The sequence below is a fragment of the Tsukamurella paurometabola DSM 20162 genome, from assembly GCF_000092225.1.
Taxonomy (GTDB): Bacteria; Actinomycetota; Actinomycetes; order Mycobacteriales; family Mycobacteriaceae; genus Tsukamurella; species Tsukamurella paurometabola.
The window spans coordinates 3,531,731-3,547,827 of the sequence record NC_014158.1; the positions used below are offsets into that span (position 1 = coordinate 3,531,731).

A 16,097-nucleotide genomic window follows, 5' to 3' on the forward strand; every position below is an offset into this window, starting at 1 on the left:
CATGAGCCTGACCCCCCATTCGAGCCGTAGCCAGATCGTCACCGTCACGGATGTGATCGAGGAGACGGCGTTGGCGAAGTCCTTCGTCTTCGACGCGGAGTGGGACTACCGGCCGGGCCAGTTCATCACCGTGCGGGTGCCGTCCGAGCAGACCGGCTCGGTGGCACGGTCCTATTCCCTGTACACCTCCCCCTTCGATACCGGACAGCCCGGCGTCACGGTCAAGCGCACCGAGGGCGGGTACGCATCGAACTGGCTGTGCGACAACCTTTCCCCGGGGTCCGAACTGGAGGTGCTGCCACCGTCGGGGGTGTTCGTACCGGAGAGCCTGGACGTACCGATCCTGCTGCTCGCCGCGGGCAGCGGCATCACGCCGATCATGTCGATCCTGTCCGCGGCGCTCACCGCGGGGACGCAACCGATCACCTTGCTGTACGCCAACGCCGATCCGGACTCCACGATCTTCCGCGACGCGATCGCCCGGCTGGACGCCGAACACGAGCGGCTCACCGTGATCTGGTGGATGGAGTCCGAACGCGGCATCCCGGACGCCGACATGCTGGCCGCCCTGCTCACGCCGTACCACTCGCGGCCCACGTACCTGTGTGGGCGCGAGGAGTTCATGGCCGCCTGCAAGGAGGCCGCGAAGGTGATCGGCACCCCCCGCGAACAGGTCCATCAGGAGATCTACGCCTCGCTCACCGGCGATGCCTTCGCCGATATCGTCCCGCACGAGGTGGAGGTGACCGCTGACTCCCCCCAGGTCACCGTCTACAACCTGGGAGCCACGTTCACCGTTGCCTGGCCCGAAGGGGACAGCCTCGTTGATGTGCTGATCAACAACGGCCATGACGTGCCCTACTCGTGCCAGTCCGGCGAGTGCGCCACATGCCTGTGCAAACTCACCAAGGGCACCGTCGATATGGCCGTGACCGACGGACTCGACCCCGACGACGCCGAGGACGGCTACATTCTGGGGTGCCAGGCGAAGCCCACCTCGCCGGAGTTGGAGGTCGAGTACTGATGCGTATCCGCGGGGCCGTGCTGGAGGAGATCGGCAGGGCCAGGCCCTATTCCGACTCACATCCGATCACCGTGTCCGAGCTCGACCTGGCTGATCCGGGCCCGGGCGAGGTGCTGGTGCGCATCGAGGCCGCGGGCCTGTGCCACTCCGACCTCTCGGTGGTGGACGGTAACCGGGTGCGGCCTGTTCCGATGCTGCTGGGACACGAGGCGGCCGGCATCGTCGAATCGCTCGGCACGGGTGTTTCCGGTCTGTCCGTCGGCGATCGTGTGGTGATGGCCTTCCTTCCCCGCTGCGGAGAATGCGCTCATTGCCGTACGGACGGCCAACTTCCGTGCACGCCGGGCAGCGCCGCGAACAATGCGGGCGAGCTGCTGGGCGGCGGCCGTCGACTGTCCCGCGACGGCGAGCCGATCCAGCACCACCTCGGCGTCTCGGGGTTCGCGACGCACGCCGTGGTCGATGCGCGCTCGGTGACCCGCGTGGATGCCGACGTGCCGCCGGACATCGCCGCCGTCCTCGGCTGCGCGGTGCTCACCGGCGGTGGGGCCGTGCTCAATGCCGGCACACCCACCGACGGCGACGATGTGATCGTGATCGGTCTGGGCGGCGTCGGCATGGCCGCCGTGCTCACCGCCCTGTCGCTCAAGGCCGACGGTGCCGTCGGCCGCGTGATCGGGGTGGACGCGCAGCCCGCGAAACTGGAGCAGGTGCGCGCACTCGGTGCGGATGCCGCCTACACCCCTGCGGAATTGACTAAAGCCGGGGTGCGCGCGCCGGTGGTGATCGAGGCCGCCGGGCACCCTCGGGCGTTCGAATCCGCGGTGGCGGCGACCGCCGTCGGCGGGAAGACGGTGACCGTCGGCCTACCGAATCCCGGTGCGCGCTCGGAGATCAGCCCGCTGGTGCTCACCGCCGAGGCCCGCACCATTATCGGCAGCTATCTGGGATCGGCTGTGCCGCAGCGCGATATCCCGCGCTACGTCGAGCTGTGGCGAGCCGGGAAGCTACCGGTCGAGAAGCTGATCTCCGGTGTGATCACCCTCGATCAGATCAACGAGGGCATGGACGCCCTCGCCGACGGCACCGCCGTCCGCCAGATCATCACCTTCTGACTGCGCGCCGCGATTGCTGGAACGATCGCAAAGCCTCCGATAGCATTGACGAACAACACGGAGGGATGACCTCCGGTCCGCGGGGAGGCGGCAGTGGGGTCATCGGAGCACACGCTGGGGGTGTGTGGGGTGACCGATGTCGATCCGCAGTGGTACTTCGACGCCGCTACCGCGGTCCGTGCGGTGTCCGTGAACCTGGCGAACGGCCTCACCGACCTGCAGAACAAGCTCAATGTGGCCAACTCCGCGGGAAACCACATGTCTGCGGGTCACACCTGGGCGACGAAGTACGACCAGGCGGCGTCGGACGTCTTCGAGGCGATCTCGCTCACCTCAATGGCTGCGGACAACCTGGGCGCGATGATCCACGCGGCGGGCGCCGAGCGGGTTCGCGTGCAGAACACCAACTCTCCCGGAAAGCCGGACGTCGATGTTCCGGCTTTGCCACCGGGCGGAGGGCTCGAGATGTCGATACATCCCCCGTTCAGGTCGACCGGCGGACTGAACGACCCGCCGGAGAACTGGGACCTCATCGAGGGCATCGTCTCCAAGAAGTGGGCCGACTGCGATGTCGACAAGATCAGGATCGCCGGCGAATCGTGGATGGCGAGCTACCGCGGCATCCAGGACGCCCAACTGTCCTTATCGTGGACGCCGAACGATACGCCCGACGCTCCAGCCGAGGTCGCCAAAATCAACACCGCGGTCGCGAACATCGTCACGATGCTGGAGAAGTCGACCCAATGGTCGATCGCGATCGGTCATGCATGCAACAGTGTTCAGGCGAAGTCCGATTCCACTCGACAATCGATCACGGGCTTCCTCAGCACAATGAAATTCATGCTCGCAACGCTCAATACCGGCAGCAGCGGACCCGCCGGCCAGATGAACGAGACAATAGCAAAGGAAAGAGCAAAACTGGACACCGCAGAATGGGTCGATGTGAAACTAGAGGAGTTAGACAAGGCCGTACAAAGCACCACCGATGAGAAATTCACGATGATCAACACCGCGCCCTCATCGATGACGACACCTACAGAGAACGTGACGACAGCTGTCGGGAAGTACCTCACACCGTTGCTGGGGCGAGAAGCGCGGCCACAGGTGCCCGTCCAGGGCAACCAAAGAAATCGCGCGCGCGGCAACGAGGGTGAGCGCCGGGCTGGGATAGATCCGGCTACTGGCAAACAGAGAATCTACCCGCAGAATCCCGTCGGGAAGCCGAAGTACCGCATTCCCGATGGCAGAAACGACGTGACGAAACAGATCACCGAAGTCAAGAATGTCAACGACATCAAGAGTAAAGATTCGAAGCAGATAATCGATGAGGCAAACTGGGCCGCACAGAACGGATACACCATGACGCTGGTCACCGATCACCGCACAGTTCTCTCGCAAGACGTGCAGAAGCTGGTCTCCGAAGGCAAGATCACCGTCGTGCAGATGGAGCTCGATGAGAACCTCGTCGCCGGTCCAGTGCAACCCACGCTCCCGGATCCGTCACCGACGAATCCGGCCCCCGTTAGGTCGCCGGATGGAATCGGCCCGATGGGGGTGCCGGCCCGATGAGCGCAGACGAATTGTTCCGATACTCGCGGATGCCCGAGGGCGAGGACTGGAAAGAGATCTTCGACCGGTATCCCCAGTCGTTCGTCCACGGCAAAGACGGGTTCGATCGACGCCTGATCGACGACCTCGACGCAGTCGGCGTCCGCGTGACCCACCTCGATCACATCGTGGGGTTGCCCACCGTTCCACCCGCGGTCGGCGTAGCAGCCGACTGGCTCACCCACCTCGACGAGCGGATCCCCGGCGATGAAACCCGGCACAAACAGGGGATACGCCACAGTCTCATCAACCTTCTCAACGATCCCGCCGCGAAAGGCAACCAAGCCGCGATCGAGGCACTGTCGGCTCAGATCGAGCGGTCCGATCCCCCCCTCCCCGAATACGCACAGATTTGGGCTATCACCAGCCTGGCGCGCATCGCCACCAAAGACGACTACCAGCGCATGATGGACCTCTTCAACCGACCCGATATACACGACGGCGGCCGTTCGGCCATCGTCGCCTACTTCGGTCGATTCCGTCGCCCGGAATCCCGCGAGGCCGCCTTGTCCAGCATGGACCGGCCGATCGTCCGGGCCGAAGCGATCCGCACGCTCGGCAAGATCGGCAACCCGGACGACATCGCCGTCATCGCCCCGTACGAGAACGACGACGACCCCCACGTGCGCCGCGCGGCCCGCACCGCACTGAAAAGACTCCGCTCATGACCGACGACTTCTTCGCGTCGATGGCCGAGAACCTGAAGGCGCAGGCGGCGACGTTCCAGGCGATGCGGTCGGAGCTGGAGTCAATGACTGCCGAGATCAGGTCACCCGACCAGGCCGTCACGGTGTGCGTATCCGGCGACGGGACGGTCCGCCGCGTCACCCTGCACCCTGTCAGCCGGCACCTGGAGCCGGAAGCACTCGGTGCGTCCATCGCCCAGACCACCAATCGTGCGCTGCAGCAGGTGCAGGAGAAGATGCACCGCCGGCTGTCCGCGGCGGAGGACGCCCGCCGTCGCCTGACGGCCGGACTGAACCACGACGACGTTCGCCTCGGCGACGCGGTCGATGAGTTCGTGGCGTCCTCCCGGCGACCACCGTCGGAATCCGAGCCGACCCCGGTGGCCCGCCGCAGCGACCGGTATGCGGGCCAGCCGCTGGAGGAACGGCCGGGCGGCTTCCTCTCCCGGTAGCGGTCCTGGCGAGCGCGACCTCGTCGTCACTCGCTGGGTGTGGCCCCCCGGGGACGCCAAAGACGCTGCGTGCCTAAAGCGATCGTGATCGAGTCGGTGTCGATCAGGAAAGCATCGTCGCTGTTGGTGTACGGCACCACGGCGTCGAGGGCCTGCCCGTCACGATGCTCGATGATGATCTTCAGCGCGTCGGTGTCGGCACCGACCACGCGCACATCGAGGATCACTGCCCGAGCGCGGAGCAGATCGCGGTCGTCCGGAAGGGTCAGCCGCGCACTGTTGGTCTCCTCGTCCGTCGAGCTGACCGAGGCGTCCAACCGGCGCATCGAACGACTGCCATCGACCGTGATCACCAAGCTAAACGGTGTAAGAGTATTGCCGCGTTCGAGCACATCGGCGGCAGCTTCCACGCTATCGTTGAACAGGGAATCGAGATCGGCTTGAGTCTGCGGGGAGGCTTCGTCTCGCCAGCTCATGTCGTTCCACCAATCGGTTGGGGGGCCGAGAATGAACACGAGACTACAGGTGGTTCCGGCGGATCTGCGCACGGGCGGGACGAGATTCGACGCCCAGCGGGCGCAGATCGAGTCGCTGCTGACCGCGGCGGAGCGCGCCCACGCGGACCTACAGGGCACATGGGAGGGGTCGGCCGCCGAGGTCATGCAGGAGCGCTGGGAGGAGCACGTCCCCGGCGTCGGGAAGCACGTGGCCAAGCTGGAGGAGTACGCACGACTCCTGACCTCGACCGCCGCCGAGTACACCACGACCGAGTCGAACAACAGCGACGATATCCAGACCGCCGGCGGAGGCAGCGTCCTCAATCTGGAGATGTAGACGTGCGGTACAAGTACGACCTCGCCGCGATGGGTGACTTCGTCGAAGCTCTGGACAAGCAGATCGCCGATATCACGGCCGGATGCGCCGAAGTCGGCTCCGCAGCAGACGATGTACTCAAAGGCTACAAGGGCGATGCGGCAACGGCTTTCGATACCACCCAGGCGCAGTGGCGGTCGGACATGACGGCTCGCATCAAGGAACTCCAGGCGTTGCGCAACCACGTGGCCACCTGCAAACGCAACTACGAGGAAGCCGATCGCGTGATTCAGAAGATGTTCGACGCATGAGGCACCGCGCCGTCGGGCTGCTCGTGGCGATGACGCTTCTGGTCACCTCGTGCGGCACGCACGAGCCGCGTGCTGCCGACGGTCCCGAGCGGTCGAGCTGCGATGCGACGAAACCGACGGGCGAGGCGTTCACTCTCGACGCCCCGATCACGGTGAAGATTCCGAAGCTGCCGCGGTGGTCAACCGCGGACAGCAGCGGGCCGGACGAGCTCTCGGTCATCACCCGGCAGCCGGAAAGAGCTCTCGACATCGCCGCCACTATCCGTGTCGGCCAGGCGACCCGCCACGACGACGCCGAGGGGAGCCTTCGGTTCCTGGCCGGATCGACGATGCAACTGTCACTGGTCGGAGATCGGGTCGACGAAACCCTCTACATGATCGAGGCATCGGTCCAGATCTCCGACGAGACCACCGAATTCGACGCCGATCTCGCCACCATGCTGGACAACCTGGAGATCGTCCGACGATGACGGACGTGGATCCGCAGTGGTACTTCGACACCGCCGCCGCCATGCGGAAGCTGGGGAAGGACATCGCGGCGGAGCTGACGGCACTGCAGGGCAAACTCTCCACCGTGGCGAACTCCGCCGGCAATCACACGTCGGCGGGGCATGCCTGGGCCACCGCCTACGATCAGGCGGCGTCCGACGTCTTCGAAGCCGCCTCGCTCACCGCCATCGCCGCCGACAACCTCGGCGAGATGACGCACAAGGCCGGTGCCGAGAGAGTGCGTGTGCAGAACGAGAATTCGCCGGGACGCCCGGCCGCCACCGCTCCCGCATTGCCCGCAGGCAGCGGACTGAGCATCGCGCTCCATCCGACGGTGCGCTCGACCGGCGGTCTCAACGACACCCCGGACGACTGGAGCATCATCGAGGGCCGGATCGAGAAGAAGTGGGCCGATTGCGATGTCGCGAAGATCGCGGCGGCGGGCACCGCGTGGAAGGCCAGCGCGGGTAACCTCGACAAGTTGATCGACGCCGTCCCGCCGATGAACCAGACCCCCGATCCTCCCGCCGAGGTGCCGAAGATCGACAAGGCCGTGAACCGCGTGACGAGGACGCTGGAGGAGGTGAAACTCTGGGGAGAGTGCATCGCGAGCTCCTGCGATCACACCCAGAGCAAGTCCGATATCGAACGGCAGCAGATCAAGGCCATCCTGCTCAACGCGCGGATCATTATCGCCGTGCTCGAGAATCTCCCCGGCGGACCGGCGACGAGTGCCGCCGCGGACTTCGCCGTCGAGAAGTTCAAGGATCAAGCGGCGAACGACGTCACGACTCTGTTGAACGAGCTCGACGGGTTCGTCGCACAGGCGGCGGACAACCTCACACTGATCACCAACAAAGGCAACGTGACCAGCCTTGTCCAACTCAATCTCGCGCCCCTGCTGGGCCGCTACGCCCGACCAGACAAGCCCGTCTCGGGCAACGGAGGTAACCGCCGGCGGGGCGCCGAAGGTGAGCGACGCGCCGGAATCCCACCCGGTGTCAAGAAGGAACGAATTTACCCGCGCAACCCACTCGGTCGCGGGGGCTATCGCATTCCCGACTTCCTGGACGAACCGAACAAACAACTCACCGAAGTCAAGAACGTCAACGCGATCAGCAGGCGCGATGACAAGCAAATCACCGACGAGGCGAACTGGGCGCAGGAGAACGGCTACACCATGACGTTGATCACCGACCACAGAACGGAACTGTCCCCCGACGTTGAGAAGCTGCGATCGGAGGGCAAGATCACCGTGCTGCGCATGGAATTGGACGAGAATCTGGGAGGCCAGGAGCCGCAACCGTTCATCCCGGACCCCACCTGGGTTCCACCGCCGTCTGATCCCACGGCTCCGAAGGACTCGATACGAACAGGAGTACCGACACCATGAGCTTCGAGTACGACGGCATGCCCCAGGGCGATGACTGGATGGAGCACTACGATCGCCGAAATCTGGTCAACGGCAAGGACTCCTTCGATATCAGGCTGATGCAGGACCTCAACGAGGTCGGCGTCCGTGCGTACACGGTGGGCGACCTGAACCGAGCGGCGAGATCTGTCCCGCCCGCCATCCCGGTCTTCGTCGACTGGCTCGACCACCTCGACGACCGCGTACCCGGCGAGGAGACGCCGCACAGGTCGGCCCTACGTCGGTCCTTGCTCACGGCGCTCGACGATCCGGCCGCCAAGGGGAATCGAGCCGCTGCCGACGCGGTGTACGCCCAACTCCAGCGGACATCGCCACCCCTGGAGAATCACATGCAGATCCGCGCGATGGAGATTCTCGCCCGGATCGGCACCAAGAACGACTACGACCGGATGCTCGTGCTCGCTCGCCGGCCGGACCTCGATACCGGCAAGCGAATAGCGCTCGTGCGCTACCTCGGACGTTTCCGGCGCCCCGAATCCCGTGAAGTCGCGCTCTCGTATCTACCCATCGAGTTCGTTCAGCAGGAGGCCATTCGCGCCCTCGGCAAGATCGGCACCGCCGACGACATCGACGCCATCACCGCCTACGCCGACGACGAGAACCCGCGCGTCCGAAGGGCAGTCGAGACCGCCCTGACGAAGCTCCAGGGCTAGGTACCTACTCGGGCGACACCGCAGGCCGCGGCCAGTCCTTCGGGCGCTGCTGTGCGTCCAGGCCACCGTCGGCGAAGACCACCGAGCCCACGATGTACGCGGAGTCGGGGCCGAGAAGAAAGCTCGTGAGAGCGGCGATCTCATCGGGCCGCCCGGCACGACCGGCAGGAATCAGCTTCAGATACTGATCCATCGCAGCCCCCGTCTGCGGATCCTCGCGACCGGTCCTGGTCATCGGGGTATCGATGAACCCGGGCGCGATCGCGTTGAGCCGGATGCCGTGCCGGATGTACTCGGCCGCGTTGCCGCGCACGAAGTCGTGGGTTCTAGCGATCCCCGCAACACCGCGGATAGCAAGGAGTTGCGGGGATCGTGCATTCACCGATGGTGAAGAAGAGGTTCTTCAAGGAATTGGACGTGTCTGACGGCAATGTGTCGGTCGCTGCTAGGGCGGCGGGGGTGACAGTGAATACGGCGTTTGGATGGATGCGCAGGGCGGGCCTGCGTGGACGTGGGAGCACTAGCAATGGTGGTCATCCCGGCCGGGCCGAGTACGACCGGCTTCGCCGTGAGGGGGTGCTGCGGCCGGACGCTGCTCGGCGTGTCGGTGTCAGCGTTCGCACTGCTGGGGACTGGGATCGAGGGGTGCGCAAGATTGGCGATACTCGTATCCATCCCGACGGACGCAAGATCGATTACCTGACAGGTGCGGTCACGTGGGTCGGAGTGGAATCGGATGCACCGAGGCAGCGGAGCCTGCATCCACGGTTTCTGACCTTGACCGAGCGGGAAACTATCGCTGACATGCGCCGCGAGGGGGCATCGCTGCGGGCCATCGGCAGGGAGCTCGGCCGGCCAGCATCGACGATCAAACGGGAGATCGACGCTGGCGTTGTCAACGGTGCCTATCGCCCGCATCAGGCGCACCGCAGGTGGGAAAAGAGCCGGTCACGGCCGAAGCCAGCGAAACTGGCCCAGGCCGGTCCGCTGCGGGACTACGTCGAGAACAAACTGCAGGACCAGTGGTCCCCAGAGCAGATATGTCACTCTCTAGTGACCGAGTTCCCCAACGAGCAAAGTATGCGTGTGAGCGTCGAGACGATCTACCAGTCGATCTACGTTCAGGCTCGGGGCGGCCTGCGCCGTGAAGTCGCGATGGCCTTGCGAACGGGCCGCACCCGCCGCAAGCCCCACCGCCGCGCCGAACATCGCACCAGACGATTCGTCGACAAGATGGTGATGATCTCCGACCGGCCCGCCGAGGTCGAGGATCGAGCCGTGCCAGGCCACTGGGAAGGTGACCTGATCGTCGGTACTCGCAGCGAGTCCGCGATCGTCACACTCGTCGAACGCTCCACCCGCTACGTCATGCTCGGCCACCTGCCTGGCGGCCACTCCGCCGAAGAAGTCCGTGACGTGCTGGTTTCGTTGATCGGAAATCTCCCAGGACATTTGCGGGGATCACTGACCTGGGACCAGGGCTGCGAGATGGCCGCCCACCAACAATTCACGGTCGCCACCGGGGTTCCGGTCTACTTCTGCGATCCCCACTCACCCTGGCAGCGCGGAAGCAACGAGAACACCAATGGACTACTGCGCCAGTACTTCCCGAAAGGCACCGACCTGAGCGCCTACGGCCGCGAAGACCTCGAACTCGTCGCCCAGAAACTCAATCGCCGACCACGCAAAACGCTCGGCTGGAAGACACCAGCCGAGCGTTTGCGTGACCTCATTACAGCTCGCTAGCACCGATGCCCCGCGCTCGTATCGCGAGCGTAGGACATCGTGCGGCGTTTGGATCAGTGCTCGTCGTAGTGGTCACCATGCGGAGCGTGACGGTGCCCATCGTGGACGTAGTCCACGTGATCGCCGTGCTGGATAGCCTCGTGGCCGCAGTCGGGTCCATGGGCATGGTCGGAGTGGTCGTGTGCCAGGTGCTCAGTGCGCGTCATCGTCATAGGCATGATTATATGCGAATGCGTGCACGTAATGCAACGAGCACCGCGGATCCCAGAAGCGCTCCGCTGGAATACTCAGCGGAGCACTTCCGTATGGTGGGCCCTACCAGGCTCGGTGTTGCGACGATCCCTAGAATCCGCCAGTATGCGAGGGCCGCCTTGGTCGCGGGATACGTGGGTACCGAGCCGTATTCGCCGTAGGAGTCCGCGATACCGCGTGCGAGTGCCTCGTCGCCGGCGAGGCAGGCATCGGCCAGCTCCATCGGCCATCCAGGTTGCGTGGTAGTGGAATTCGAGCTGACCAGGATCGCCGAGGAGGCGAGCGAGCGGGCCAGCAGGTGCCGGATCCCGGCGAGCAGGTCGACGGCCCCGAAGTAGTTCACCGACACCAGCGACGATCCCGTCCGCCCCGCCCCGGGGCCGAGCCCCGCGAACGCGGCGAAGCCGTCGATCGGACTCTCCCCCACCAACTCGCCGATCCGGGTGACCGCTTCGGACCGCCCTTCCGAGGTGCCGAGGTCGGCGTCCACATCGGCGCCCGACAGGTCGACCCCGATCACGCCGTGCCCGGCAGCGTGCAGCCGATCGGCGGTGGCCGCCCCCAGACCCGACGCGGCCCCCGTGATCACGTACACACCCATGGCCTGACTCCCCTCTCCACCGAACCGATCCGCGAAACTCGGGTGACATCCTCGCGTGTCCGGTTTAGCGTGATTCCACCGACGAGAGGAGACACCATGACGAACGACGGTATCGCCGACAAGTTCAAGGAAGCACTCGAACGGAAGAACGCGACCAATCGCAAGGGATCCGCCCACCTCGACGGGGCCGCGAAGCCGCAGGCTCCGCACGGATCGGAGAGTCACCAGCAGCAGTTCCGCCGCAAGAGCGGCTAGACCGATCGCCCGACGCCCCGCTGACCACCGGTCAGCGGGGCGTCGTCGCGTCCGGGTCAGCTTGCGCGCACGCCGGCCAGGATCAGATCCACCCCGGCCACGAACTGTTCCCGGTCGTCGTGCTCACGCAGCCGTGCGGCCACACTGCGGGTGAAGGCGAACTCGGCGGGGTCCAACGCGTCCCAGCGGTCCGCCATCGCGCCCAGATGCTCCTCCCGCCTCGGACCACCCACGGACGCACGCGCATTCGCGGCGTTCTGCACGCCCGCCCCCACGATGTAATTGAGGAGGGCGGTCGCGGCGTCGAACCGCGCACCGTCGGGCAGCCCGAGCCGCACGATCCGGCTGCCGAGCGCCTCGAAGACGCGCAGCGCACCGTTCTGTGCCGGGTCCCGGTACATGCTCGCCCCCACCCACGGGTGCTCGTCCACGGCGTCGAAGAGACCGAGGGCCAATCCCCGGATTTCCGCTGCGGGATCGTCCCGGTCCGACGCCTCGGCGAGGACGGCGCCGATCACCCGGTCCGCCGCGGCGGCCAGCAACTCGTCCTTGCCCGCCACATGGTGATACAGCGCGCCGGCGCCGGTCTCCAGCCGGGTGGCGAGCGCTCGGAACGTGAGCCCGGTCTCGCCCTCGCGGTCGAGGATCTCGATCGCCGCCGTCACGATCGCGTCCTTGGTCAGCGCCTCGCTCCGGCGCACCGATCCGGCCATGGGCACCATCTTGACACATCTGGAACGCCGTTCCATACTTCTCTTCATTGGAACGCTGTTCCAGCCAATCGAAGGGAGAGCATCATGACTACACCGATTACCATCATCGGAGCGGGGCTCGGCGGCCTCACCCTGGCCCGCGTCCTGGCCGTCCACGGCATCGACACCGCCGTGTACGAGGCCGAGACCTCACCCCTGGCCCGCACTCAGGGCGGACTTCTCGACATCCACGAGGCCGACGGGCAGGCCGCGCTCGATGCCGCCGGCCTGACCACGGAATTCCTCGCGCTGGTCAACCATGGCGCGCAAGCCTCGCGCATGGTCGATACGCGCGGCACCGTCCTCCTCGAAGAGCCCGACGACGGCACCGGAGGCCGCCCCGAGGTCCTGCGCGGCGAGCTCCGCCGCATTCTGCTCGATTCCCTGTCACCGGGAACCGTGCGCTGGGGCGCCAAGGTCACCGGTGTCCGGCCGCTCGGCGCGGGCCGCCACGAGGTGGACTTCGCGGACGGCAGCTCGGTCACCACGGCTCTGCTGGTCGGGGCCGACGGAGCCTGGTCCAAGGTCCGGCCGCTGGTCTCAGCGATCTCCCCCACGTACTCGGGCGTGGCCTTCGTCGAGACGCAGCTGCACGATGTCGAGGCGCGGCATCCCGCCACCGCGGCGGTGGTCGGTCCCGGATCACTGTTCGCCCCCACGCCCGGCCGCGGCATCGGCGCGCACCGCGAACCCGACGACATCGTGCACGCCTACTTCCAGCTCGCCTACGACATCGACCAGCTCGACCGGATCACCTCCGCCACCCCGGAATCCGTGCGCCTCCAGGTGATCGACGAGTTCGCCGGCTGGGCACCCGAGCTGGTCGCGATGATCGCCGAGACAGACACCGATCCGGTGGTCCGCCCGCTACACGTACTGCCCGTGGGCCACCGCTGGGACCGCGTCCCCGGCGTCACCCTGATCGGCGACGCGGCGCACCTCATGCCACCCGCCGGGGAGGGGGCGAACCTCGCCATGTACGACGGTGCGCGCCTCGCGCAGGAGATCGTCGCGCACCCCGGCGACCCGGAATCCGCGCTCGCCGCCTACGAGGCGGAGATGTTCGTGCGCAGCGCCGACGCGGCGGCGGAGGCGAACCGAATGCTCGATCTCCTGCTCGGCGACGGCGCCCCGGGCACGCTGCTGGACTTCTTCACCTCGGTCGCCGCCGACTGACCGATAGACTCGCGATCGCACACGACCACGAGGGGGCGATCATCGACATACCGGTGCTCATACCCGTCCCGATCGTCCGGTACATCGCACCGGAGGAGAAGCTCACCCCGTCGCCGGCGGTACTGCAGGCCCGGGCGGTGGTCGCGTCCATCCTCGGTTCACTGCGCGACGGACCGCACCTACCCGACTCCGGGTTGCACTGGGCCGCAGCGTATCTCTCCTCGGCGGACGAGAACGTGATCGCCGTGGCAACCACCGACGCCGGGTGGCTACCACCGGGGGTCCTGATCCCGTCGGGCGTCCGAGTGCTGTGGAACGTACCGGCCGCCACCGCGTGGGCCACCGTCGATGATCCGGTGCGGCAACTCCTCGAATACGCGGCCGGCGCCGGTTACGCCGTGCGCGGCATCGCCACCACCCACCCCAGCCGAGTGCACTACGACCCGGCCGACCCCGGGCGGCTCGTGGGCGAGCGCCGCCTCGGCCCCGTCTTCGACGGCGGCGCGAACCGGTTCGCGGTGGTGTCCTCCGCCGAACGGGTCGCTCTCATCCGGGCTCTGGACGACGATCACGCCGCCCGGCAGGCGCGCGCCCTCCTCCGCGATCTGGAGCGACTGGTCGCGGGCCCCGGGCCCGTGCCCGGCCTCGACGAGACGCTCGCAGAAGCCGGTCGCTACCTGCGCGCCCGGCGCCCGCTGCCTGCGGCGGTCCGTCACCACCTGGCCTTCGTGGAGGACGAGCTGGTGGATGCACTCCGCGCCGACCGGACATCGCCGCGCGCTCTCTCGGCCGATAGCCCCGCTCCCGACGGGCGGCAGCTACGGCACCTGCTCCTCCAGCGCGCCGCCGTATCGGCTACGCGCGCCGCGATCGACGGTGATCTCGAATCGACGGTCTACGCCTGGACTTTCGCTCGCTCCCTGATCCGTCAGCGCTGAGCCGGAGTGGGTCGCCACCCGTCCGGGTAGGTCTTGTACCGATCCCAATGCCGGGTACACAGGTACTGCACGGCGTAGAACACCAGCTGCTGCCGCTCCCACAGCGGGAAGGCACGCTCGTCGTTGTACAACGCCCGCGTCGCCGCGACGGTGCTGGCCGGGTTCCGATCGAGCGCCGCGCACGCCTGGTAGCCGAATCGGATCATCTGGGCATCGGTGGTGGCGAGACCGAAGGGCTTGGTGAAATCGTGGAGGTTGCTGGTGACCACCAGGAACCGCCCCTCATCAAGGCGGCCGTCCGCCTGGGCGGGTGCCTGCATCGCCGTGGCCAGTCCGACTGCCACAGCCACCGCGGCCAGCCCCCTCGTCAGCTTCGACATCCTTGCCTCGTCTCCTCCGCCGGGTGGGCAACGCCCACATGTAGAACGGATTATCGCCGATGCACAGCGTCGGCGGACCCCGATTCCGCAGGTCCGGCCCACCGCTGCCCTTCGGTCCCCGGAAACGCGAAACGGCGCCCCTCCCTCGAAAGGGAGAGGCGCCGCTTACGGCTGACTACCGAGATCAGGCGATGATCTTGGTGACGCGGCCGGCACCGACGGTGCGGCCACCCTCGCGGATCGCGAAGCGCAGGCCCTCGTCCATGGCGACCGGCTGGATGAGCTTGACGGTCATCTCGGTGTTGTCGCCGGGCATGACCATCTCGGTGCCCTCGGGGAGGGTCACGACGCCGGTCACGTCCGTGGTACGGAAGTAGAACTGCGGGCGGTAGTTGTTGAAGAACGGAGTGTGACGACCACCCTCGTCCTTCGACAGGATGTACGCCTGGCCCTCGAAATCGGTGTGCGGGGTGGTGGTACCCGGCTTCACGACGACCTGGCCACGCTCGACGTCCTCACGCTTGAGGCCACGAACCAGCAGACCGACGTTGTCGCCCGCCTGACCCGAGTCCAGCAGCTTGCGGAACATCTCGATGCCGGTGACGGTGGTCTTGGTCGACTTCTCGCGGATGCCGACGATCTCCACCTCCTCGTTCACGTTGATGATGCCGCGCTCGACACGACCGGTGACGACGGTGCCACGACCGGTGATCGTGAAGACGTCCTCGACGGGCATGAGGAAGGGCTTGTCGGTCTCACGCTCGGGGTCCGGGATGGACTCGTCGACGGCGTTCATGAGCTCGACGATCGACTCGACCCACTTGGCATCGCCCTGCAGCGCCTGGTAGCCCGAGACGCGGACGACGGGGGCGTCCTCGTCGAACTCCTGCGAGGCCAGCAGCTCGCGGACCTCCATCTCGACGAGCTCGAGGATCTCCTCGTCGTCGACCATGTCGCACTTGTTCAGGGCGACCAGGATGTAGGGCACGCCGACCTGACGCGCGAGCAGCACGTGCTCACGGGTCTGCGGCATCGGGCCGTCGGTGGCGGCCACAACCAGGATCGCGCCGTCCATCTGCGCGGCACCGGTGATCATGTTCTTGATGTAGTCGGCGTGACCCGGCGCATCGACGTGAGCGTAGTGGCGCTTCTCGGTCTGGTACTCGACGTGCGAGATGTTGATCGTGATGCCACGAGCCTTCTCCTCGGGCGCCTTATCGATCTGATCGAACGCCGAGGCCTCGTTGAGGTCCGGGTACTTCTCGGCCAGAACCTTGGTGATGGCAGCCGTCAGGGTGGTCTTGCCGTGGTCGACGTGACCGATGGTGCCGATGTTCACGTGCGGCTTCGTCCGCTCGAACTTCGCCTTCGCCACTTGATGTCCTCCTGGACTTGAGTGCTTGCCGGACCGGTT

The 16,097-nt window shown here is 66.4% G+C and carries 21 protein-coding genes; 14 read left to right on the top strand and 7 right to left on the bottom strand.

All coding sequences use genetic code 11. From position 1 onward, the window contains the following. Position 1: 1 nt before the first annotated feature. From TPAU_RS17220 to TPAU_RS17240, 5 genes are all read left to right on the top strand, one after another. A complete protein-coding gene (locus TPAU_RS17220; RefSeq protein WP_013128028.1) occupies positions 2-1,024 on the top strand; it encodes a ferredoxin--NADP reductase in 1,023 nt (340 codons plus the stop codon). Next, entirely contained in the window at positions 1,024-2,139 is a 1,116-nt protein-coding gene (locus TPAU_RS17225) for an alcohol dehydrogenase catalytic domain-containing protein (RefSeq protein ID WP_013128029.1), read from the top strand. Before TPAU_RS17220 ends, TPAU_RS17225 begins: the two co-directional genes overlap by 1 nt. Before the next feature lie 129 nt (positions 2,140-2,268). Next, positions 2,269-3,708, top strand: a complete 1,440-nt coding sequence (locus tag TPAU_RS17230; protein ID WP_041944483.1) for a putative toxin — start codon at positions 2,269-2,271, stop codon at positions 3,706-3,708. A 29-nt stretch (positions 3,709-3,737) separates the two neighbouring features. Next, positions 3,738-4,415 (top strand): HEAT repeat domain-containing protein, encoded by a 678-nt coding sequence (locus tag TPAU_RS17235; RefSeq protein ID WP_115329905.1) that lies wholly within the window; start codon positions 3,738-3,740, stop codon positions 4,413-4,415. Beyond that, the gene (locus TPAU_RS17240; protein WP_013128032.1) at positions 4,412-4,885 is read left to right on the top strand and encodes a YbaB/EbfC family nucleoid-associated protein; all 474 of its coding nucleotides are present in this window, start codon (positions 4,412-4,414) and stop codon (positions 4,883-4,885) included. The genes TPAU_RS17235 and TPAU_RS17240 overlap by 4 nt, the downstream gene beginning before the upstream one ends. 26 nt (positions 4,886-4,911) lie before the next feature. Here the strand turns inward: TPAU_RS17240 and TPAU_RS17245 are convergent, their stop codons facing one another. Next, entirely contained in the window at positions 4,912-5,361 is a 450-nt protein-coding gene (locus TPAU_RS17245) for a hypothetical protein (protein WP_013128033.1), read from the bottom strand. A gap of 31 nt (positions 5,362-5,392) precedes the next feature. On the opposite strand from TPAU_RS17245, the gene TPAU_RS17250 reads away from it, so the two are divergent. From TPAU_RS17250 to TPAU_RS17270, 5 genes are read left to right on the top strand one after another with little or no spacing between them, the layout of a single operon-like run. After that, positions 5,393-5,719: a WXG100 family type VII secretion target gene (locus TPAU_RS17250; RefSeq protein WP_013128034.1), complete on the top strand. Its 327-nt coding sequence runs from the start codon at positions 5,393-5,395 to the stop codon at positions 5,717-5,719. A gap of 2 nt (positions 5,720-5,721) precedes the next feature. Further along, on the top strand, positions 5,722-6,009 hold the full coding sequence (locus TPAU_RS17255; RefSeq protein ID WP_013128035.1) for a WXG100 family type VII secretion target: 288 nt from the start codon (positions 5,722-5,724) through the stop codon (positions 6,007-6,009). Further along, positions 6,006-6,479: a hypothetical protein gene (locus TPAU_RS17260; RefSeq protein ID WP_013128036.1), complete on the top strand. Its 474-nt coding sequence runs from the start codon at positions 6,006-6,008 to the stop codon at positions 6,477-6,479. Before TPAU_RS17255 ends, TPAU_RS17260 begins: the two co-directional genes overlap by 4 nt. Beyond that, positions 6,476-7,891, top strand: a complete 1,416-nt coding sequence (locus TPAU_RS17265) for a putative toxin (RefSeq protein ID WP_013128037.1) — start codon at positions 6,476-6,478, stop codon at positions 7,889-7,891. Before TPAU_RS17260 ends, TPAU_RS17265 begins: the two co-directional genes overlap by 4 nt. After that, positions 7,888-8,583, top strand: a complete 696-nt coding sequence (locus TPAU_RS17270; protein ID WP_013128038.1) for a HEAT repeat domain-containing protein — start codon at positions 7,888-7,890, stop codon at positions 8,581-8,583. Before TPAU_RS17265 ends, TPAU_RS17270 begins: the two co-directional genes overlap by 4 nt. Before the next feature lie 4 nt (positions 8,584-8,587). Here TPAU_RS17270 and TPAU_RS17275 read toward each other — a convergent pair whose 3' ends face one another. Beyond that, positions 8,588-8,896, bottom strand: coding sequence for an SDR family oxidoreductase (locus TPAU_RS17275; protein ID WP_049825886.1), 309 nt, complete (start codon positions 8,894-8,896; stop codon positions 8,588-8,590). 173 nt (positions 8,897-9,069) lie between these two features. Between TPAU_RS17275 and TPAU_RS17280 the strand changes: the two genes are divergently transcribed. Further along, positions 9,070-10,329, top strand: a complete 1,260-nt coding sequence (locus TPAU_RS17280) for an IS30 family transposase (protein ID WP_425358565.1) — start codon at positions 9,070-9,072, stop codon at positions 10,327-10,329. A gap of 53 nt (positions 10,330-10,382) precedes the next feature. Here TPAU_RS17280 and TPAU_RS17285 read toward each other — a convergent pair whose 3' ends face one another. Together TPAU_RS17285 and TPAU_RS17290 are read right to left on the bottom strand one after the other, a co-directional pair. After that, complete coding sequence (locus TPAU_RS17285) at positions 10,383-10,535, bottom strand: hypothetical protein (protein WP_041944754.1); 153 nt, start codon at positions 10,533-10,535, stop codon at positions 10,383-10,385. 14 nt (positions 10,536-10,549) lie between these two features. Continuing rightward, the gene (locus TPAU_RS17290; protein WP_049825887.1) at positions 10,550-11,182 is read right to left on the bottom strand and encodes a Rossmann-fold NAD(P)-binding domain-containing protein; all 633 of its coding nucleotides are present in this window, start codon (positions 11,180-11,182) and stop codon (positions 10,550-10,552) included. A gap of 96 nt (positions 11,183-11,278) precedes the next feature. On the opposite strand from TPAU_RS17290, the gene TPAU_RS23240 reads away from it, so the two are divergent. Next, complete coding sequence (locus tag TPAU_RS23240; RefSeq protein WP_013128039.1) at positions 11,279-11,437, top strand: DUF5302 domain-containing protein; 159 nt, start codon at positions 11,279-11,281, stop codon at positions 11,435-11,437. A gap of 56 nt (positions 11,438-11,493) precedes the next feature. On the opposite strand, the gene TPAU_RS17295 is transcribed toward TPAU_RS23240, so the two are convergent. Continuing rightward, entirely contained in the window at positions 11,494-12,150 is a 657-nt protein-coding gene (locus TPAU_RS17295; RefSeq protein WP_041945210.1) for a TetR/AcrR family transcriptional regulator, read from the bottom strand. A gap of 84 nt (positions 12,151-12,234) precedes the next feature. On the opposite strand from TPAU_RS17295, the gene TPAU_RS17300 reads away from it, so the two are divergent. Both TPAU_RS17300 and TPAU_RS17305 read left to right on the top strand, forming a co-directional pair. Beyond that, positions 12,235-13,365, top strand: coding sequence for an FAD-dependent oxidoreductase (locus TPAU_RS17300; protein ID WP_013128041.1), 1,131 nt, complete (start codon positions 12,235-12,237; stop codon positions 13,363-13,365). Positions 13,366-13,418: 53 nt separating this feature from the next. After that, positions 13,419-14,303 carry a hypothetical protein gene (locus tag TPAU_RS17305; protein WP_013128042.1) on the top strand — a complete coding sequence of 295 codons (885 nt, stop codon included), beginning with the start codon at positions 13,419-13,421 and terminating at the stop codon, positions 14,301-14,303. Here the strand turns inward: TPAU_RS17305 and TPAU_RS17310 are convergent. Both TPAU_RS17310 and tuf read right to left on the bottom strand, forming a co-directional pair. Continuing rightward, a complete protein-coding gene (locus TPAU_RS17310; protein ID WP_013128043.1) occupies positions 14,294-14,683 on the bottom strand; it encodes a DUF732 domain-containing protein in 390 nt (129 codons plus the stop codon). The genes TPAU_RS17305 and TPAU_RS17310 overlap by 10 nt on opposite strands. A 184-nt stretch (positions 14,684-14,867) precedes the next feature. After that, a complete protein-coding gene (tuf, locus tag TPAU_RS17315) occupies positions 14,868-16,058 on the bottom strand; it encodes an elongation factor Tu (RefSeq protein WP_013128044.1) in 1,191 nt (396 codons plus the stop codon). Between the last annotated feature and the right edge of the window lie 39 nt (positions 16,059-16,097).

Excerpts from the sequence above, each read along its gene's own strand:
- TPAU_RS17220 (WP_013128028.1), top strand. The coding sequence starts at position 2 with ATGAGCCTGACCCCCCATTCGAGCCGTAGCCAGATCGTCACCGTCACG.
- TPAU_RS17225 (WP_013128029.1), top strand. The coding sequence starts at position 1,024 with ATGCGTATCCGCGGGGCCGTGCTGGAGGAGATCGGCAGGGCCAGGCCC.
- TPAU_RS17235 (WP_115329905.1), top strand. The coding sequence starts at position 3,738 with ATGCCCGAGGGCGAGGACTGGAAAGAGATCTTCGACCGGTATCCCCAG.
- TPAU_RS17240 (WP_013128032.1), top strand. The coding sequence starts at position 4,412 with ATGACCGACGACTTCTTCGCGTCGATGGCCGAGAACCTGAAGGCGCAG.
- TPAU_RS17245 (WP_013128033.1), bottom strand. The coding sequence starts at position 5,361 with ATGAGCTGGCGAGACGAAGCCTCCCCGCAGACTCAAGCCGATCTCGAT.
- TPAU_RS17250 (WP_013128034.1), top strand. The coding sequence starts at position 5,393 with ATGAACACGAGACTACAGGTGGTTCCGGCGGATCTGCGCACGGGCGGG.
- TPAU_RS17260 (WP_013128036.1), top strand. The coding sequence starts at position 6,006 with ATGAGGCACCGCGCCGTCGGGCTGCTCGTGGCGATGACGCTTCTGGTC.
- TPAU_RS17265 (WP_013128037.1), top strand. The coding sequence starts at position 6,476 with ATGACGGACGTGGATCCGCAGTGGTACTTCGACACCGCCGCCGCCATG.
- TPAU_RS17270 (WP_013128038.1), top strand. The coding sequence starts at position 7,888 with ATGAGCTTCGAGTACGACGGCATGCCCCAGGGCGATGACTGGATGGAG.
- TPAU_RS17280 (WP_425358565.1), top strand. The coding sequence starts at position 9,070 with ATGCGCAGGGCGGGCCTGCGTGGACGTGGGAGCACTAGCAATGGTGGT.
- TPAU_RS17285 (WP_041944754.1), bottom strand. The coding sequence starts at position 10,535 with ATGACGCGCACTGAGCACCTGGCACACGACCACTCCGACCATGCCCAT.
- TPAU_RS17290 (WP_049825887.1), bottom strand. The coding sequence starts at position 11,182 with ATGGGTGTGTACGTGATCACGGGGGCCGCGTCGGGTCTGGGGGCGGCC.
- TPAU_RS23240 (WP_013128039.1), top strand. The coding sequence starts at position 11,279 with ATGACGAACGACGGTATCGCCGACAAGTTCAAGGAAGCACTCGAACGG.
- TPAU_RS17295 (WP_041945210.1), bottom strand. The coding sequence starts at position 12,150 with ATGGCCGGATCGGTGCGCCGGAGCGAGGCGCTGACCAAGGACGCGATC.
- TPAU_RS17300 (WP_013128041.1), top strand. The coding sequence starts at position 12,235 with ATGACTACACCGATTACCATCATCGGAGCGGGGCTCGGCGGCCTCACC.
- TPAU_RS17310 (WP_013128043.1), bottom strand. The coding sequence starts at position 14,683 with ATGTCGAAGCTGACGAGGGGGCTGGCCGCGGTGGCTGTGGCAGTCGGA.